This is a genomic window from Candidatus Neomarinimicrobiota bacterium (genome assembly GCA_021734025.1).
Lineage (GTDB): Bacteria > Fidelibacterota > JAANXI01 > JAANXI01 > JAANXI01 > JAANXI01.
On sequence record JAIPJS010000010.1, the window covers coordinates 36258 to 53152 of the forward strand.

A 16895-nucleotide genomic window follows, 5' to 3' on the forward strand; every position below is an offset into this window, starting at 1 on the left:
ATGGCAATATTTAAAGATCAGGATGATAGATCACGGGATGAAGAGTCCAGTCGGAAAAACCGGCATCGTGATCAGGAATCCGCAAATAAAAACGACGATCAGGACGACAACGATAGATTTCAGTGGAAAAAGGCCTCCAGAACTTCACTCCTCTGGATAGCGATTCTCATCGGAACCATCATCATCGCCCAGGTCATTTCTATGAGTCAGGGGACCGAACAGGAGGTGACCTATTCTGAATACAAGCAATACCTGTCCAGCGGGCGTATTGCCGAGGCTACGATTATCGATAATGAATTTCACGGTACACTAAAAACTCCTGCCACCAAGATTGTAAACGGCCGGGAGGTCCAGTTTACTGACTTTGTCCTTATTTTGCCCTATGTGGACGAGACCATGCTGGAGTCATGGAATCAGGCTGGAGTCGACTACACATTCGAAGAAGAGTCGGTCGATTGGTTCGGTTACCTTTTGAATATGCTGCCGTGGATCCTGCTTATATTCTTTTGGTTCTATCTGATGCGCCGGATGCAGGGCGGTGGTAGCGGAGGAGGGATTTTCTCCTTCGGTAAGAGCCGCGCCAAGATGTTCGACAGCGACAATCCGCAGGTAACGTTCAAGGATGTGGCCGGCGTGGATGAAGCCAAACAGGAGATGACCGAGATCATCGAGTACCTGAAGAATCCCACCAAATTCCAGGGGCTTGGCGGTAAAATTCCGAGAGGTGCGCTATTGCTCGGCCCTCCCGGTACCGGGAAAACCTTGCTGGCGCGTGCCGTTGCCGGTGAAGCCGGAGTACCGTTTTTTAACCTGAGCGGGGCTGACTTTGTGGAAATGTTTGTCGGAGTGGGAGCATCACGGGTGAGAGACCTGTTCGAGCAGGGTAAGAAAAATGCTCCCTGTATCATTTTTATCGATGAGATTGACGCCGTTGGTCGCCATCGTGGTGCTGGCATCGGAGGTGGCCATGACGAGCGGGAGCAGACATTGAATCAGCTTCTGGTTGAGATGGACGGTTTCGATACCAACGACAGCGTCATCCTGCTGGCCGCAACCAACCGTCCGGATGTCCTGGACAACGCGCTATTGCGTCCCGGCCGGTTTGATCGCCAGATTGTGGTGGACGTGCCGGACTACCGGGGGCGCCACGGTATCCTGAGAGTGCACACAAAAGAGATACCGCTGGCGGATGATATCGACCTGGAGGTTATAGCCAAAAGTACGCCCGGCATGGTTGGCGCTGATCTGGCGAACGTGGTCAATGAAGCAGCGCTCCTGGCCGCACGCCGTGGCGCTGACAAGGTCCACCAGGAAGATTTCGAGGAAGCCAAAGACAAGGTCACAATGGGCATTGAGCGGAAGAGTCGGGTGATCAACGAGAAGGATAAAAAGGTGATTGCCTATCACGAGGCCGGACATACGCTCGTGGCGAAGTTCATGCCACATGCTGATCCGGTGCACAAGGTGACGATTATCCCGCGAGGTCAGGCGTTGGGCATTACTCATCAGCTCCCGCTGGACGACCGGTATAATTATTCCCGTAGCTATCTGAAAACCCAACTGGCCATAATGATGGGCGGCCGGACTGCGGAAGAGATCAAGTTCAACGAAATCACTACCGGGGCCGGGAACGATATCAAACGCGCAACGGACATGGCCCGGAAGATGGTCACCGAGTGGGGAATGAGCGATAAACTCGGCCCGCTGACATTCGGCGATAAAGAGGAGGAGATTTTCCTGGGACGGGAAATTGCCCAACACCGGGATTTTAGCGATGAAACGGCAATGGAGATTGATCGGGAAGTCCGGGGGCTCATTGATGAAGCACACGAAAACGCCAAGCGGATTTTAACGGAGAACCTGGAAATACTCAATACCCTGTCAGAGGCATTGCTGGAGCACGAAACGCTGGATCAGGAAGAAATCGACATTATCGCCTCCGGTGGAAGCGTCAACGGAAAGGACTCTCCCAAGGCCTCTGAAACGGAAGAGGCCGAGGAGCCTGTGAGGGAATCCCGGGATATTTTAGAAGCAGAGACCGATGATGAGGAATCGGTGACTGCCACAGATAATCCTGTTGAAGAAACTGAAGTCGCAGAATCTTCGACAGGGGATGATGGGGAAGAAGAAAAACCCTCAGAATCGTAAACCGTAGGTAACTCTGCACATTCGACAATTATAAACAGCGAAGCCCCGAACTCATCGGTTTGGGGCTTTTTTCCAATGAATATTCATTCTGATTTGCTAGCAGACGGGCATACCGCCATAATAGGGATAATAAACGTGACTCCCGATTCCTTTTCCGATGGTGGCGAATTTCTCGACGCAGACAGCGCTATAGAACACGGAATTCACCTGGAGCAGGAAGGGGCTGACATCCTCGATGTCGGTGCGGAATCCACCAGGCCTGGTGCTAAACCAGTGTCGGCGGCGGAGGAAGTCCGTCGCCTGGAGCCGGTTGTCCGCGGGTTAGCAGAGTATACGAATGCCTGGATTTCTGTGGATACAACCAAATCTACTGTTGCCAGGAAGATGCTGGACGCCGGAGCCCATATAATCAATGATATTAGTGCTCTGCAATTTGATAAATCGATGGCGGAAGTCGTGTCTGCATATGGATGTCCGGTAGTCCTGATGCACATTCAGGGTACCCCAAGAACCATGCAGCAAAATCCCACTTATGATGATGTAATTGAGGATATATTGCAGTATTTTACTGAGCGAGTTACGTATGCCAGAGATAAGGGGATCGAACCGGACCAAATTATTCTCGATCCCGGTATAGGATTTGGCAAAACCCTGGAGCACAATTACCGCATTATTAACGAAATCGCACGATTTACCGAGTTGGAATACCCGGTCTTGTTAGGTGCTTCCCGGAAATCTTTCATTGGACAAACACTGGATCTTCCGGTAGAGGAGCGTCTTGAGGGAAGCCTTGCAGTCGCTGTTCTCGGAGCTCGGGCCGGAGTCAGGCTTCTTCGTGTCCATGATGTAAAAGAAACGGTGCGGGCAGTTCGTATGGTAGATGCAATTCAAAACAGATTAAAAGCTGAATAATGGACCTCTTTCGCATCGGTTTTATCACGGTTACGCTCATAGATATCATCGATATCCTTGCGATAGCGTGGCTTTTTTATCAGCTCTACCAGATATTTCGGGGAACCCGTGCGGCTCAGATGCTGGTTGGACTAGCAGTCATTATGTTTGCTTCGTTCTTGTTTCAGGCCCTGAACTTCAGCGGAATGTCCTGGTTACTCAGGCATATTCAGACCATCTGGGTGATAGCTTTCGTGATTTTATTCCAGCCAGAGCTGCGCCGGGTACTCATATATATAGGACAGAACCAGCTGTTCCAGAAGATTATCCCATCTCAGGTCTCCAGGACGGTGGATGAAGTGGTCCAAGCAGTAGTAGATCTGTCCAAACGCCGCTGGGGCGGGTTAATCGTGATGCAGCAGGATGCCGGATTGAAGGGTATAATTGAGAAAGGCGTTCCGATTAAGGCGAACGTCTCCAGCAATTTAATTGTCTCGATATTTAATCCCAGTTCACCACTCCATGACGGTGCGATTATCATCCACGAGGATACCATTGAGGCAGCCAAATGTATTCTGCCCCTGTCAGAACGATTAGAAATCGATCCGAACCTTGGCACCAGGCATCTGGCCGCCCTGGGGTTATCAGAGGAATCCGACGCGATGGTCGTGGTCGTCTCCGAAGAAACCGGCCGGGTTTCTCTGGCACACGAGGGGATTCTGAACCGTAACCTGGATGAGGATCTCCTAAAGGCCAAACTCTCCAAAACGTTGATAAGTGAGGGTTCCTCGTAGAAACACTTTTTTATCGACTATCAAAGCAGTAGCATTACGAGACACCTTGTTTTTTTGTAGAAGACGCATCTGAGAATAAATGGCCGAAGATTGTTCCTCTCAGATCTTCGGGGGGCCAACGGAAAAGTCTGCCAATAGGAAGAACATCTTCTGTAACTGATATTGTGTCGGTTAAGATATGGAGTTGTACGAATCATCTATGCAGCGACTATTTCATACCAATCTCTGGACGATGTTGTTGGTTCTTATCGGATCATTTTTTGTCCCCCATCCAATACAATCGCAGAAAAAAAATCAACCGAAATACCAGCATGTCGATTCAGCGCCGGAATCATGGTTAACTGAGGTCACGTCCGACAGAAACCTGTACCGAATTTACAGGAATGGGAACGAGTACCGGATAGTTGTCACTGTCGATTCCATTGAGTGGAAGCAGTTTAACGCTGAAGAACGCAAAGCATACCCCGGAATACCCGGTGCCGCAATTACAATGGACGAGGGGAAGCCCGTCCTTCCGGTAATCTCATTGCCAATCGCTTTACCGCGGAATGTCCTTCCGGAAGTCCAGTTCAGCCAGGGGTCGATTCGCTCGGCAAAATCACCGGGATCCCCGGCGGTTTTTAGTGATATACCCAAGGGTATTTCCAGAAAGGATGTGAAATACGTCCGTCCGGATTTTTCGTATCCGGCAGAGAAAGTATTCGTGAAACGAATCGGGTCCTCTGCTTTCGGTGTTGTAAAAATTTTCCCTGTAACATGGAATGGTTCGAATGACAGATATGAGTGGAGCCAAAAACTCGAACTGACACTTACGTTTGCTGAATCCCATAAATCACCCGCAGGGAAAACGATCTCCAAGCATCCTGCAATACACTCGGTGATAAACCCGGAAATGGCCGAATTCACACAGCAGACAAACGGGATTCAAGTGAACCAGCAGAATGAATCGGGTAGCATCCCAGGGAATTATTATGAATCTGTACGGCTCACTGTTTCTGAATCGGGTATGTATCGGATCAGGGCATCGACATTGATGGACAGCCTGGAAGACCACACGTCCATAGATCCGCAAACACTGCGTCTTTTTCATCGCGGGAAAGAGCAACATATCTACGTAAAATCGACAACGAACAACCGGTTCCGTGGCACAGATTACCTGGAGTTTTATGCCGAAATTCCTAGGGGGACCTCTCCCGGCCAGTATTGGGATCCGTATAACAGTGAGGGTGTTTACTGGCTGGTTTGGGGGCACGAGCAGGGGAAGCGGTTCGCTGTCCAATCTGCCGAGCCGGCCGAGCCGAATCCGTATTATGTCCGATCCTACTCTCACACTATTCATTTTGAGGACGAGCGATATTTCGAGCGACTCGGGGACCTGAACACCAATCTCAACTCATACACACTGGACAATTGGTTTCATAGCAGTCCGTTGTCTGCCGGTACGATCTCGGAGTTTCCGTTTTCGCTTCCCGGAGTGGATAACAGTTCTCTCAGCGATGTCCGGTTCGTTGCTGAGTTTCGGGGTCTATCGACAGAACAGGCGGCAAATCATCAGGCGGAATTATATCTGAACGATCGGTATCTGGGTCGTACATCCCGGTTTCAAAATAAACAGACGATCACCTTTACCGGCGACTCAGGCTATCCAAATCAATATTTAGTTAATGGTACAAACAGACTCGGTATTTCTGTAACGGAGATCAGCAATGAGTTTGAATCGCTGGCATTAAACTGGTTTGAGGTAACCTATGACCGGCTGTTCGAGGCCCATTCGAACTTCATCGAGTTCACAGCCCCGGAAGATATTGTATTGAACAGGGTTTACGAGTACACCATCGAGAATTTTGCCGATCCAAATATTCATATCTATAGAAATGATGGAGTTCGGTTGGTCGACTTTCACACTAATTTCGATGAAAATTCCGGGAGCTATCGCGCGGTGTTGCAAATGAACCACCGGAATCCAGTTGCCCGGTATTATGCCGCGAGCAATACAGGTGTCAAGCCCCTGGAAACCTTGGAGTACGTCAATCTGCAGTCTGAGCAGGATGGAAGCGGCACCGCCAATTATCTTATAATTATGGCGGAAGAATATACAGAATCTGTGGACGAATGGGTAGCATACAGAGAAAGTCAGGGTTGGCGAACGAAAACGATATCATTGGAAACCATTTACCGGGAATATAACTACGGTTATCGATCGCCGAGAGCTATCCGGGAGGCCATCTCCGTCGCATATCGAGCGCTCCCGCCGGGCGAATTATTACACGTGCTCCTCATCGGTGGGACTAACACAAATCTCCGTACGGCCGGCCGCAGCGATTTACCGATGCCATTTTTCCAGACATACAAGTACGGTGCATCGGCCACCGACTATTACTATGCAAACTTAGATACGACCGATTTGTTACCGGAAGCTGCCGTTGGACGCATTCCGGTGAGCAGCAGTGAGCAACTCGAAGCAGTGTTCGCAAAGATACAAGCCTATGAAACGGAAGCCCCGTACAGCGAATGGCGTAACAAAAGTCTGTTTATCGCCGGCTACGATCAGGTATTCAAAGAACAAACGGAGGATTTAATTCGTTTCCAGGCCGGCGAAAAGATATTCCCGGAACGACTGCTGATCGACCTCACGTCGACACAAAGCCGGTTTTATGGTGGTTCGGCTGAACTCCTAAGTTACTTTAATTCGGGCGTGTACCATGTGAATTTTATGGGACATGGCGGCGGTGCCGTTTGGGCGGATCGCTCGCTGTTTCTCCGGGAAGATATTTCGCAACTCCGGAATGAAACTTTATACCCATTTGTGACCAGTATGACCTGTTTTACCGGGGCAATCGAGTCCGGCCGCGGATTAGGGGAACTCATGCTCAGAGAACCCGAAGCCGGTGCCATCGGATGGTACGGCTCATCGGGGTTAGGCTGGATCTGGAATGATTATCTGCTGATGTACGATCTGCCAAAATATCTTCAGGAAAGTCGCTATACCCTTGGAAACATTGTTAACCTGTCGCGTATCCACTATATCGCCCGCGCTCCGCGCTCCGGGTACAGTTACCTAGTCCCGACAATGATATACCAGTACAATCTAATTGGCGATCCGGCAACTACACTTGCAGTCCCGGAAAACACCGAAGATCTCACACTGGAATCGCATAATATTGAACCTGGAGACCCGCTCAGTTTTTTATCCACAGAAGCTTCGCAAACGATCATACAAATTTACGATAGTGACAATATCCCATTGTTTGAGGGCACCAGACAGATTACCTGGAACAGCACAAATGAAGGATTCGAGGCTAATATTGAAATCCCCGCATCCTTTCAATCCGGCCAGGGGCATGTCACCTACTACCAATTCAGCGAGAATGGCCAACTGAATCAACACGGGAGCCTGGCATTCTCCACCAATGCGCCGGTCGTTGATGAGATGACCACTGTACCTGCCTTTCCGCGCACCGGGGAGTCGATTCAATTTGAGTGTCGTATCCGATCGGACGCTGATATCGACAGTGTTGTTTTGGCTACGGATCGTAGTCAACGCTCTATCCCAATGGTGAATGTGCAGGATGAACTTTGGAGAACTGCGGAGTCAATGAATGGTTTTCCCGCGGGTACCCAGATTCAGTGGTGGGTGGAATTATCCCAGGCAAATGGTACGGTTATTCAAAGCCCCAGGGAAAAATTTCAGGTGGGGTTTTTGCCCGATCTATATGTGGAATCCTGGAGGATACAGCATGGAATGCAACCGACGCTCGTTGTTGTAGTTCAATCCTCTGAACCGCTCCAGTCACAGCCATCCGTGTCGGTTCGGGTCCAAGATTCAGGCAAAGTGTTGGCGACACACGAGGCTCTCATGAGTTTCGGCGAGAGTCTTCGAGATACGGTCCTTGTCCCGTTCATTAATCCGGGTAATCAACTGACTGTGGAAATTCAGGTCGACTCCTCCAACGATGTGCCCGAGGAGATTGAGACAAACAATACCGTTCATCAGCAAATTACCTCACCGATTTACGCGGTCACTCCGTCCAACGGCTTGACATTAACCGGCAATGCCACGTCTCAGTTAAATATCGATTCTGTAAAGATTTCAGTGCCCGGCGGCTCGGTTACCGAACCGAATACCGTCTCAATCCTCCCTGTTGAGATTACATACGATCCACAACAGTGGCAGATGGTAGCGTCCCTGAACAGGGAAAAACAAGCTAGAGGATTTGAAATCGATTATCCTCCGGGGACGCAACCGTTCCCGCTCCATCTTGATTATTCCGGGCTCACTACTGATTCAACCGGAAGCTGGTATGTTCGTCAGACAGGTGAGGAGGAACCGTGGTTGTATCTGCAGGAGGCCGGTGAAATTGTTACAGTCCGTGCTGGCGGTGTGTACTCGCTCTTTCGAGCCTGGGATTCGTCTCTGCCGGTTGTCTCGTCTAGTGTCGGGGAACAACAGTATCTTCCCGAGATGTACGTCGGTCCGCAGCCTGCAGTTCGGTTTATTGTTGAGGACAGCGTCGGGGTAGATGCCCGCCGGGAAACCCTGAATATTCTTATTGACGGTGAATCTGTGTCATTGGACGGCCCAGCAGTGACTGTTGATCAAAATAGTCTTCGGAATACGAATATTACGATACAACCGGAACTGACACCGGGGTCGCATACTATCGAATTCAGCGCCTCGGATATCCACGGAAACCGGAGTGAGCCAACAATGCTGTCGCTCGTCGTGGATGCGGATAACCGACTTATCGATTATGGGAACTTTCCAAATCCGTTTGGGGCAGAGACCTGGTTTTACTACGAAATTACCAGCCAGGCGAGTGCTATGACACTGGATATATTTACTGTCGATGGACGGCGAATTCGCCGGTTCTCGCCGGAAAGTGTCATATTAGATCAGGCACTGACGACACCCGGGTTTCATAAGATCCGCTGGGACGGCAGAGATCGGAACGGCCGGTTTATTTCGAATGGGGTCTATTTCTATAAAATTACCGTCAAAATGGGATCAAAAAACCACGAATCGATTGGAAAAATTGCCAAAGCCCGTTAAGCATATCATCATTCTGTGTTGTTTCCTGATCACAGCTACGCAGGTATTCGGGGGCCGGTATGCCGGTAGTATGTTCCAATTAGGAATTAGTCCCCGAACAAGCGCTCTGGGTAACGCAAGTGGCGTCTTGGTGGAAGATGGGACAGCCTTTCTGGCTAATCCGGCGAATCTGGCATATGTGACAGAGACAGAGTTCCGCGGGATGTATATCTCGCAGTTCGGCCTGGCTGATTTCAATACACTGGCGATAACCGCCCCCGTGTCCGTCAATACGGTGATGAGTATCAACTGGCTGCGGCTGAGTGTGGATGACATCCCACTTCGGCCGAATCTCAATAATTTAACGCTTTTGGCACAGCGGGACTCCGCCCGGGTACTGCAGGAAAACGGACTCGGGACATTTCAGGACAGGGAGGACGCGGTTTTTATATCTCTGGCCCAGATGTATCGCTGGGATTTAGATCTGGGGTTCCGGTACTTTAAACTGCCGGTAGAGACGCCTATTGGTGTGAACGTAAAGTACTTGAATCGGGAAATTCATACGGTAAAAGGTAGTGGGATAGGATTGGATGTGAGTGCTGCGATAAAGTTCAGCCTCAGTGAATTATTGGACGTAGATTGGATGGGTAAGCTCGGCAACGGTTTGATGATTCAGGACGTCACCGGTACGCCCGTCTCGTGGAATACGCGATCCCAGGATGTAATGCGTCCGGCCATTCTTTGGAGCGCCTCGTATGAACAACCTATCGCCTGGGAAGAGAGCCAATTGAATTTCGTCTATACCCGTTCCACCCGGTATGAGCTGGGTACGGGATACGGCATTGAATTTATATACCGGGATGTGCTGGGCCTCCAGCTCGGGCACGCCAGAAACCAATTAACCGGTGGCCTTTCCTTCCACACCCTCCTCTATGATTTTCCGCTCTCAATTGAGTACGCATTCGGGAGTCATAATCTTGGAAACACCCATAGACTCGGATTAAGTCTTTCCCTGAAATAACGTACAATTATTCTGTGATTGGGTGTTGTGCTTAGAAAACTAAATAGTTACATTACTCCAATCGGAAATATATTAATTCAGGAAAGCGGAAAGACGAAACTTTTCCTGCGCGGGTAAGTAATAAGGGGCAAACAAGGGAAAAGTGGTAAAAACGAAATGAAGAAGATCGAAGCGATCATCAAGCCGTTCAAACTGGATGAGGTCCGGGAGTCGCTGGCGGAAATCGGGATTCATGGTATGACGGTGAGTGAAGTGAAAGGTTTTGGACGACAGCGTGGACAGACCGAACTGTACCGGGGAAGCGAATATCATATAGATTTCCTCCCCAAGGTGAAAATAGAAGTGGTTGCCACCGATGGCCAGTACGAAGAGATTGTGGAAACTATTATGCAGCGGGCATCCACCGGGAATGTGGGTGATGGAAAGATATTCATCTATGAAGTTGAGGAAGCCATTCGTATCCGGACAAAAGAAGCCGGCGATGCAGCAATTGAATAAACATATAAAGAATTTAACTTAACGCGTAGCAGGAACGGAGGAATGAAATTATGGCACGGAAATTAGATGATATAAACAGAAAAATACTCACTTTACTGCAGAAAGACGGACGAATGAAGCGACAGGATGTTGCCAAAGAAGTTGGGTTGTCAACTCCGGCAGTCAGTGAACGGATGAACAAACTGCTGGAGCGTGGAATAATCGAACGCTATACAGCGGTGGTTAATCCCGAGGCAGTAAACAAGGGTATTACGGCGTATATCACCATGGGAATTGAAAACGGCACCGTCAGTAAAGATCTGGAAAAAAAGGTGGCGAACACCGCCGATATTCTGGAATCCCATGTGATTACTGGGGTCGCATCCCATCTGCTGAAAGTGAGAGTCTCCAGCATTAGCTCGTTGAATGACCTGATTAACGAGATTAAATCCTGGAAATCGGTCAACAGTGTTGAGTCTAATGTGGTACTCTCCACGATGAAGGAAACGAATATTCTGGATACGGAAAGTACTGAAGACTGACTGACAGTTACCCCTGATTACTGAACTCCGGAGTTACCGCCACCATGGTACTCCGGAGTTTTTTATGTACCTGAATTGCCCCCGGATTTACGGCTTGTTGGAGATAGGTTACATTGACAATAGCCCGCCGGTTGAATACACTTAAAGTTTAAAGAATTGAACAGGGTTAAAGTTTATGTATGACGATATACGGAGTGAATTCACGGATTTGGAGGAGCGATTTCAGCACCTCCGGAACGTGTTTGATATCGATTCGCTCCGGGAACAGAAAAATGCCCTCCAGCAGGAGACCACAGCTCCTGATTTCTGGGATGATCAACATAATGCACAGCAGACACTCCAGAAGATTAGCCAGTTCGATGAGCAATTGGACCAATGGGAGAATGTCCGCAGTGCCAGAGAAGAACTGGAAATAATGCTGGAACTGGCGGAGGAGACCGGCGACGAATCGCTGGGAGGCGAACTGGCATCGCTGCTGAAAAAGTATCGCTCAGCGCTGGGACAACTCGAATTGCAAGCCATGCTCAGCGATGAAGATGACGCCAATAATGCAATAATGACCATTCATCCGGGGGCCGGTGGCACCGAATCGCAGGATTGGGCATCAATGCTGTATCGCATGTATACTCGCTGGATTGAGCGCAAGGGATGGCAGTATAAAGTCATTGACTATCAGCCCGGAGAAGAAGCCGGACTGAAGAATGTCTCCATGGAAATTCTCGGCAATTTTGCTTACGGCTACGCCAAAGCCGAGGCGGGTATTCACCGATTGGTTCGTATTTCACCATTTGATTCTGACTCCCGGCGGCATACCTCATTTGCCAGCGTGTTCGTCTATCCGGAAGTGGATGACGAAATCGAAGTGGATATCGAGCAGGGTGATCTCCGGATAGACACCTATCGCGCCAGCGGCGCCGGCGGCCAGCATGTAAACAAGACCGACTCGGCGGTTCGGATTACTCATGAGCCGACCGGCATTGTCGTCCAGTGCCAGAACGAACGTTCCCAGCATAAAAACAAGGCGAACGCAATGAAAATGCTGAAGGCCAAACTCTATCAGAAAAAGCGGGAAGAGGCTCAGGCCGAGCTGGACGAAATGGAGGCAAATAAAAAAGACATCTCCTGGGGAAATCAGATCCGGTCATACGTTTTTCATCCCTATAGCAAAGTCAAGGATCATCGCACTGATGTGGAGACCGGCAACACCCAAGCCGTCATGGACGGCGACATCGATGAATTTGTGAGAGGTTATCTGTTGAATACAATGGCACAACCGCAATAAGGAGTTTTCGTGGCTGAGAATACACAAAACACAAGTACGCTTGAAGAATTAATCGCAACCCGCACAGAGAAGCTGAAACAGCTCCGGGAATTAGGCATTAATCCGTATCCCTACGATTATAATGTCACCCATTATGCAGAGGATATTGTAGAGAATTACGAGGAGTACGAGGAAACCGTTGACGTTCGTCTGGCCGGTCGGCTGATGGCCATTCGCCGGATGGGGAAAGCTAGTTTTGCCCATATTCAGGACTCTACCGGGAAGATTCAGATTTACGTGAAGGTGGATAATATCGGCGAAAAGATGTACGAAGCGTTTAAACTGTTGGATATCGGCGACTGGATTGGTGTGGCCGGGAAAGTGATGAAGACCCGTACCGGGGAAATCACGATTTTCACCGAGGAACTCACCGTGCTCAACAAGAGCATCCGGCCGATTCCGGTGGTGAAAGAGACCGACGACGAGGTTTACGATGCCTTCTCGGATAAGGAGCAACGCTATCGCCAGCGATATCTGGATCTCATCGTGAATCCGGAAGTGAAGGATATCTTCAAAACCCGGAGCGCGATTATAAAGCAGATTCGCCGGTTCATGGATGACCGGGGATTCATTGAGGTGGAAACCCCGGTATTGCAGCCCATCTACGGTGGCGCGTCCGCCCGGCCGTTCGTGACGCACCATCATTCACTGGATACGGACTTATATCTGCGCATTGCCGATGAACTCTATCTGAAACGCCTGATTGTCGGTGGATTTGAGAAAGTGTACGAGATCGCCAAGGATTTCCGCAACGAAGGGATGGACAGGAACCACAATCCGGAGTTTACTATGCTGGAGTGGTATCAGGCGTTCGTGGATTACAATTTCGAAATGGAGATGGTGGAAAATCTCATCGGGGAGGTGGCCTCCGAAACCGGTAAGACTGAAGTCATCTTTGGAGAGCATACCATAGATTTAAGTCCGCCGTATGCGCGGAAGAAAATGTTCGATCTGTTTGAGGAATATTTGGGCACAGACATCAGCGATTTCGATCGGGATCAACTGTTCGGGTTCGCCAAAGAGAACGGAATTGACGTAGATGATGACATGAATTACGGCAAGATTCTGGATCGAATCTTTGGTGACAAGGTGGAGCCGAACCTGATTCAGCCAACCTTCGTTATCGACCACCCCCGGGCAGTTTCGCCGCTGGCGAAAGTCAAACGGGATGGCAGCGAACGTCTAGTGGAGAGGTTTGAACTGATAATCTCTGGAATGGAGGTTTCCAACGCCTTTTCTGAGCTGAATGATCCCATTGATCAGCGGGAGCGCCTGGAGGATCAGGCCAGACTCCGCTCTGAAGGCGACGACGAAGCCCAGGTGGTGGACGAGGATTTTCTCACTGCCATGGAGGTCGGCATGCCGCCGACCGGTGGAGTCGGCATCGGCGTTGACAGGCTGGTGATGCTTCTGACAAACCAACATTCCATTAAAGATGTAATCCTGTTCCCGCAGATGCGTCCGCGCACCTCTGACTAGTGCCCGTGGGATTCCCCTGGTACATCGCCAAGCGGTATTTCATCTCCCGACACCGGTTCGGATTTATATCGACTATCAGCAGGATTTCCATCGCGGGATTGGCAATTGGAATTGCTGCGTTGTTACTCACCGTAAGTGTTCTATCCGGGTTTCGCAGTACTCTCGAAGAAAATATCATCGGTTTCGACGGCCACATCAGACTGCGACTGTTTCATAAGACGGCTATGTCGAATCTGCCCGATATGACCAGCCAGCTCAAGAGTTTTTCCGAGGTTAAGCAGTTTGCACCATACATCTCCCATGAGGCGATGATTCGTGCAGGCAGCAGGACTGATGGTGTGGTGGTGGAAGCCATGCCCGACTCGGCACTGAATTCGCTCCTGCGGGTCGGCGAATATATCACCGAGGGCTCCATTGAATTCACTGAAGTCTCAGGTCTCCCATCGCTAGTGGTGAGTCGCCGGCTGGCGCGGAAATTGGATACGGAAATCGGTGATAAAATTACGCTGTTCAGCATTGACGGGATCCCCGGCCCCCGGAACCATCCCCGGGCAAAACAATTCCGGCTTGGCGCGATCTACCACACCGGGATGAGTGATTACGACGACGTGTTCGTCTATACAAGCCTCGCAGCCGGCCAGGATCTGTTTAAATTGCCGGATCAGGCACACGGCATGCTCCTGATGCTGCACAACTCGGACCTGGTTGAACCATTTTCGGTGAAACTGCAGGAAGACCTGGGGTATCCGTACTATCCGGTGACCTGGTATGAGCGCCACGCCAGTCTATTTGCATGGCTCCAAAGCCAGCAGATGCCAATTATTATAGTCTTCGGACTTATTGCAATTGTGGCGGTTTTCAATATTGTCAGCACCTTGATGATGATTGTACTGGAGAAGAACAGGGACATTGGTATCCTGAAGGCGATGGGCAGTTCCCGGGGAAAAACATTGCGAATATTCGTCTGGAATGGGCTCATAATAGGGTTGCTGGGTGCCGTGCTTGGCACCGGACTTGGGCTTGGGCTGGGCTGGCTTCAACAGGAATTCGCGCTTATCCATATTCCGGCAGATGTCTATTTCATGAGTAGCATGCCAGTGGAATTTCATTGGGAGCATATCGTAATCATTAACGGAATTGCATTGATTCTCTCGACGCTGGCAACGGTCTACCCAGCGCTTCAGGCGGCAAAGAAAAAGCCGGTGGAGGCCATTGTCCATGAATAGCAAAGCCTTCATTAAAAAGGTGGCGTGGCGGTATTTCCGATCCCGACGCTCCGGAGAACGCCTGATAAGCGTGGTCTCTACGATTTCTGTGGTCGGAGTCGCCATAGGCTGCTTTGCGCTCGTTGTGACGCTCTCCATCCTGAACGGATTCCGTGCTGAGATTACCGAACGCATGATGCGATTCGAGCCGGCGCTCATATCAGAGCAATTTCCGATGAAGAAAGCGACAGTAGACAAACTTGCCGGGATTGCCGCGAATGACTCAGGGATTCGGAAAACGGTACCGCTCATCGAACGCAAGGCAATGGTTACCAGTGAATCCGGCACCGAAGTGGTTTATATAAAATCGCTTCAGGTAACCAACGAGCAGTACCCCCTGCGGTCAGAAATCATAGGTGGAGAATTTGATCTGGGCACGGCAGAAAGTCCCGGTGCAGTTCTGGGATTCCAGCTCTCCGATAAACTCGGTGTGACCGTCGGTGATACAGTGGCCATGATCAGCCCACTGGAGATGTCCGGGCCGTTTTATACTCCGCCGGTTGTACAGGCTGAAGTCACCGGTATTTTTCGTGCGGAACTGTTTCAATACGATCAAACCTATGTTTTTACTAATATCGCGGCAGGTCAGTCATTGTTTCGATTTGATGACAATTATACCGGCGTGGAATATTTTCTGTCGGATTTTGAGTCCGCCGGGGAAAAAGCAGCCCTGATAAAAAGCGAAGTCGGAGACGATTCGGTAATGACATCTACCTGGTATGAACGGCATCAAACTCTCTACGGCGCCATGCGTATGGAAAAGTGGGGCAGTCTGATTGTGTTAACGTTAATTATTCTTGTAGCAACGTTTAACCTCATTAGTTCGCTGGTGATGTTGGTGCTGGAGAAGATACGGGATATCGGGATACTGAAAACGCTCGGAGCAAGCGATGTCTCGGTGCGACGAATATTCTTGCGCCAGGGATGGTACGTGGGAAGTATTGGTACGGCAGTGGGCGTGGTAGTAGGAATTGCACTCGTGCTCATCCAGGAATTTACCGGAGTAGTTCCGCTTCCCGGTGATGTCTATTTTATTGATGCCGTTCCCGTTTTACTGAAGCCTCTTGATGTTGCACTCGTGATTGTGATATCAATTGTGCTGAGTGTCGTGTCAGCGGTTTATCCGGCAAAGCAGGCGTCCGAACTTCAACCGATCGAGGCTATTTCATATGACCGATAAATCTGTGCTTTTACAGGTGGTCAATCTCAGGAAAGTGTATATGTCCGGCCCAAATGAGCTGGAAGTGCTATCCGGCGTGGATTTCTCAGTTGCCCCCGGAGAGATTATTGCCCTGATGGGCCCCAGCGGTGTTGGAAAGACGACGCTTTTAAATCTCATCGGGGCCCTGGATGTGCCGACTTCTGGTAACATCTTTCTTCAGGATAAAAATTTGGCGGATATGTCACGGAACGAACTGGCGCGGGTGCGTAATCGATCGCTGGGATTTGTGTTTCAGTTCCATCATCTGCTTCCGGAATTTACTGCGGAGGAGAATGTCCTCATTCCAGGGATTATCCAACAATCGCCGACCAAAATACAACAGGAATATGCCAGAGATTTACTTGGGAAATTCGGCCTCTCCGGGCGATTGCATCATTATCCCCACGAACTGTCCGGCGGGGAAAAACAGCGGGTGGCTTTAGGCCGGGCACTGATGAACAAGCCGGCGCTGGTATTGGCGGATGAACCGACGGGAAATCTGGACAGGAAAACCGGAGCCCGTCTCCTTGAAGCCCTTATAAGTTTTGCCCATGAGGAAAACCAAACCTTCCTGATTGCAACCCACGACGAGGAGATCTCTCAACGAGCGGACCGGATCCTGCTCCTGGAAAATGGCGCTGTCCGTGAGACTACAATCACATCATGATTTCGGTGAAGTAAGTTTGCGTTGATCGTCGAGCACCACGTTTTTATATTGATTTTGAAA

12 protein-coding genes are annotated in these 16895 nt (G+C 50.0%); all 12 read left to right on the forward strand.

Annotation, left to right across the window (positions count from 1 at the left end; genetic code table 11):
• Complete coding sequence (gene ftsH / locus K9N57_11540) at nt 1–2148, forward strand: ATP-dependent zinc metalloprotease FtsH (protein MCF7804816.1); 2148 nt, start codon at nt 1–3, stop codon at nt 2146–2148.
• A gap of 75 nt (nt 2149–2223) precedes the next feature.
• Complete coding sequence (gene folP, locus K9N57_11545) at nt 2224–3060, forward strand: dihydropteroate synthase (protein ID MCF7804817.1); 837 nt, start codon at nt 2224–2226, stop codon at nt 3058–3060.
• Nucleotides 3060–3833 (forward strand): diadenylate cyclase CdaA, encoded by a 774-nt coding sequence (cdaA, locus tag K9N57_11550; protein MCF7804818.1) that lies wholly within the window; start codon nt 3060–3062, stop codon nt 3831–3833. Before folP ends, cdaA begins: the two co-directional genes overlap by 1 nt.
• A gap of 199 nt (nt 3834–4032) precedes the next feature.
• Nucleotides 4033–8883: a hypothetical protein gene (locus tag K9N57_11555; GenBank protein ID MCF7804819.1), complete on the forward strand. Its 4851-nt coding sequence runs from the start codon at nt 4033–4035 to the stop codon at nt 8881–8883.
• Between the two features lie 70 nt (nt 8884–8953).
• A complete protein-coding gene (locus K9N57_11560; GenBank protein ID MCF7804820.1) occupies nt 8954–9883 on the forward strand; it encodes a hypothetical protein in 930 nt (309 codons plus the stop codon).
• A gap of 156 nt (nt 9884–10039) precedes the next feature.
• The gene (locus tag K9N57_11565; protein MCF7804821.1) at nt 10040–10381 is read left to right on the forward strand and encodes a P-II family nitrogen regulator; all 342 of its coding nucleotides are present in this window, start codon (nt 10040–10042) and stop codon (nt 10379–10381) included.
• 50 nt (nt 10382–10431) lie between these two features.
• Complete coding sequence (locus K9N57_11570) at nt 10432–10902, forward strand: Lrp/AsnC family transcriptional regulator (protein MCF7804822.1); 471 nt, start codon at nt 10432–10434, stop codon at nt 10900–10902.
• Nucleotides 10903–11077: 175 nt separating this feature from the next.
• A complete protein-coding gene (gene prfB / locus K9N57_11575; protein MCF7804823.1) occupies nt 11078–12184 on the forward strand; it encodes a peptide chain release factor 2 in 1107 nt (368 codons plus the stop codon).
• A gap of 9 nt (nt 12185–12193) precedes the next feature.
• Nucleotides 12194–13702, forward strand: coding sequence for a lysine--tRNA ligase (gene lysS, locus K9N57_11580; GenBank protein ID MCF7804824.1), 1509 nt, complete (start codon nt 12194–12196; stop codon nt 13700–13702).
• Nucleotides 13703–13707: 5 nt separating this feature from the next.
• Complete coding sequence (locus K9N57_11585) at nt 13708–14928, forward strand: ABC transporter permease (protein MCF7804825.1); 1221 nt, start codon at nt 13708–13710, stop codon at nt 14926–14928.
• Entirely contained in the window at nt 14921–16147 is a 1227-nt protein-coding gene (locus tag K9N57_11590; protein MCF7804826.1) for an FtsX-like permease family protein, read from the forward strand. The genes K9N57_11585 and K9N57_11590 overlap by 8 nt, the downstream gene beginning before the upstream one ends.
• Entirely contained in the window at nt 16137–16835 is a 699-nt protein-coding gene (locus tag K9N57_11595; GenBank protein MCF7804827.1) for an ABC transporter ATP-binding protein, read from the forward strand. The genes K9N57_11590 and K9N57_11595 overlap by 11 nt, the downstream gene beginning before the upstream one ends.
• Nucleotides 16836–16895: the final 60 nt, after the last annotated feature.

Excerpts from the sequence above, each read along its gene's own strand:
- K9N57_11560 (MCF7804820.1), top strand. The coding sequence starts at position 8,954 with ATGTTCCAATTAGGAATTAGTCCCCGAACAAGCGCTCTGGGTAACGCA.
- K9N57_11590 (MCF7804826.1), top strand. The coding sequence starts at position 14,921 with ATGAATAGCAAAGCCTTCATTAAAAAGGTGGCGTGGCGGTATTTCCGA.
- prfB (MCF7804823.1), top strand. The coding sequence starts at position 11,078 with ATGTATGACGATATACGGAGTGAATTCACGGATTTGGAGGAGCGATTT.
- folP (MCF7804817.1), top strand. The coding sequence starts at position 2,224 with ATGAATATTCATTCTGATTTGCTAGCAGACGGGCATACCGCCATAATA.
- K9N57_11565 (MCF7804821.1), top strand. The coding sequence starts at position 10,040 with ATGAAGAAGATCGAAGCGATCATCAAGCCGTTCAAACTGGATGAGGTC.
- cdaA (MCF7804818.1), top strand. The coding sequence starts at position 3,060 with ATGGACCTCTTTCGCATCGGTTTTATCACGGTTACGCTCATAGATATC.
- ftsH (MCF7804816.1), top strand. The coding sequence starts at position 1 with ATGGCAATATTTAAAGATCAGGATGATAGATCACGGGATGAAGAGTCC.
- K9N57_11570 (MCF7804822.1), top strand. The coding sequence starts at position 10,432 with ATGGCACGGAAATTAGATGATATAAACAGAAAAATACTCACTTTACTG.
- K9N57_11595 (MCF7804827.1), top strand. The coding sequence starts at position 16,137 with ATGACCGATAAATCTGTGCTTTTACAGGTGGTCAATCTCAGGAAAGTG.
- K9N57_11555 (MCF7804819.1), top strand. The coding sequence starts at position 4,033 with ATGCAGCGACTATTTCATACCAATCTCTGGACGATGTTGTTGGTTCTT.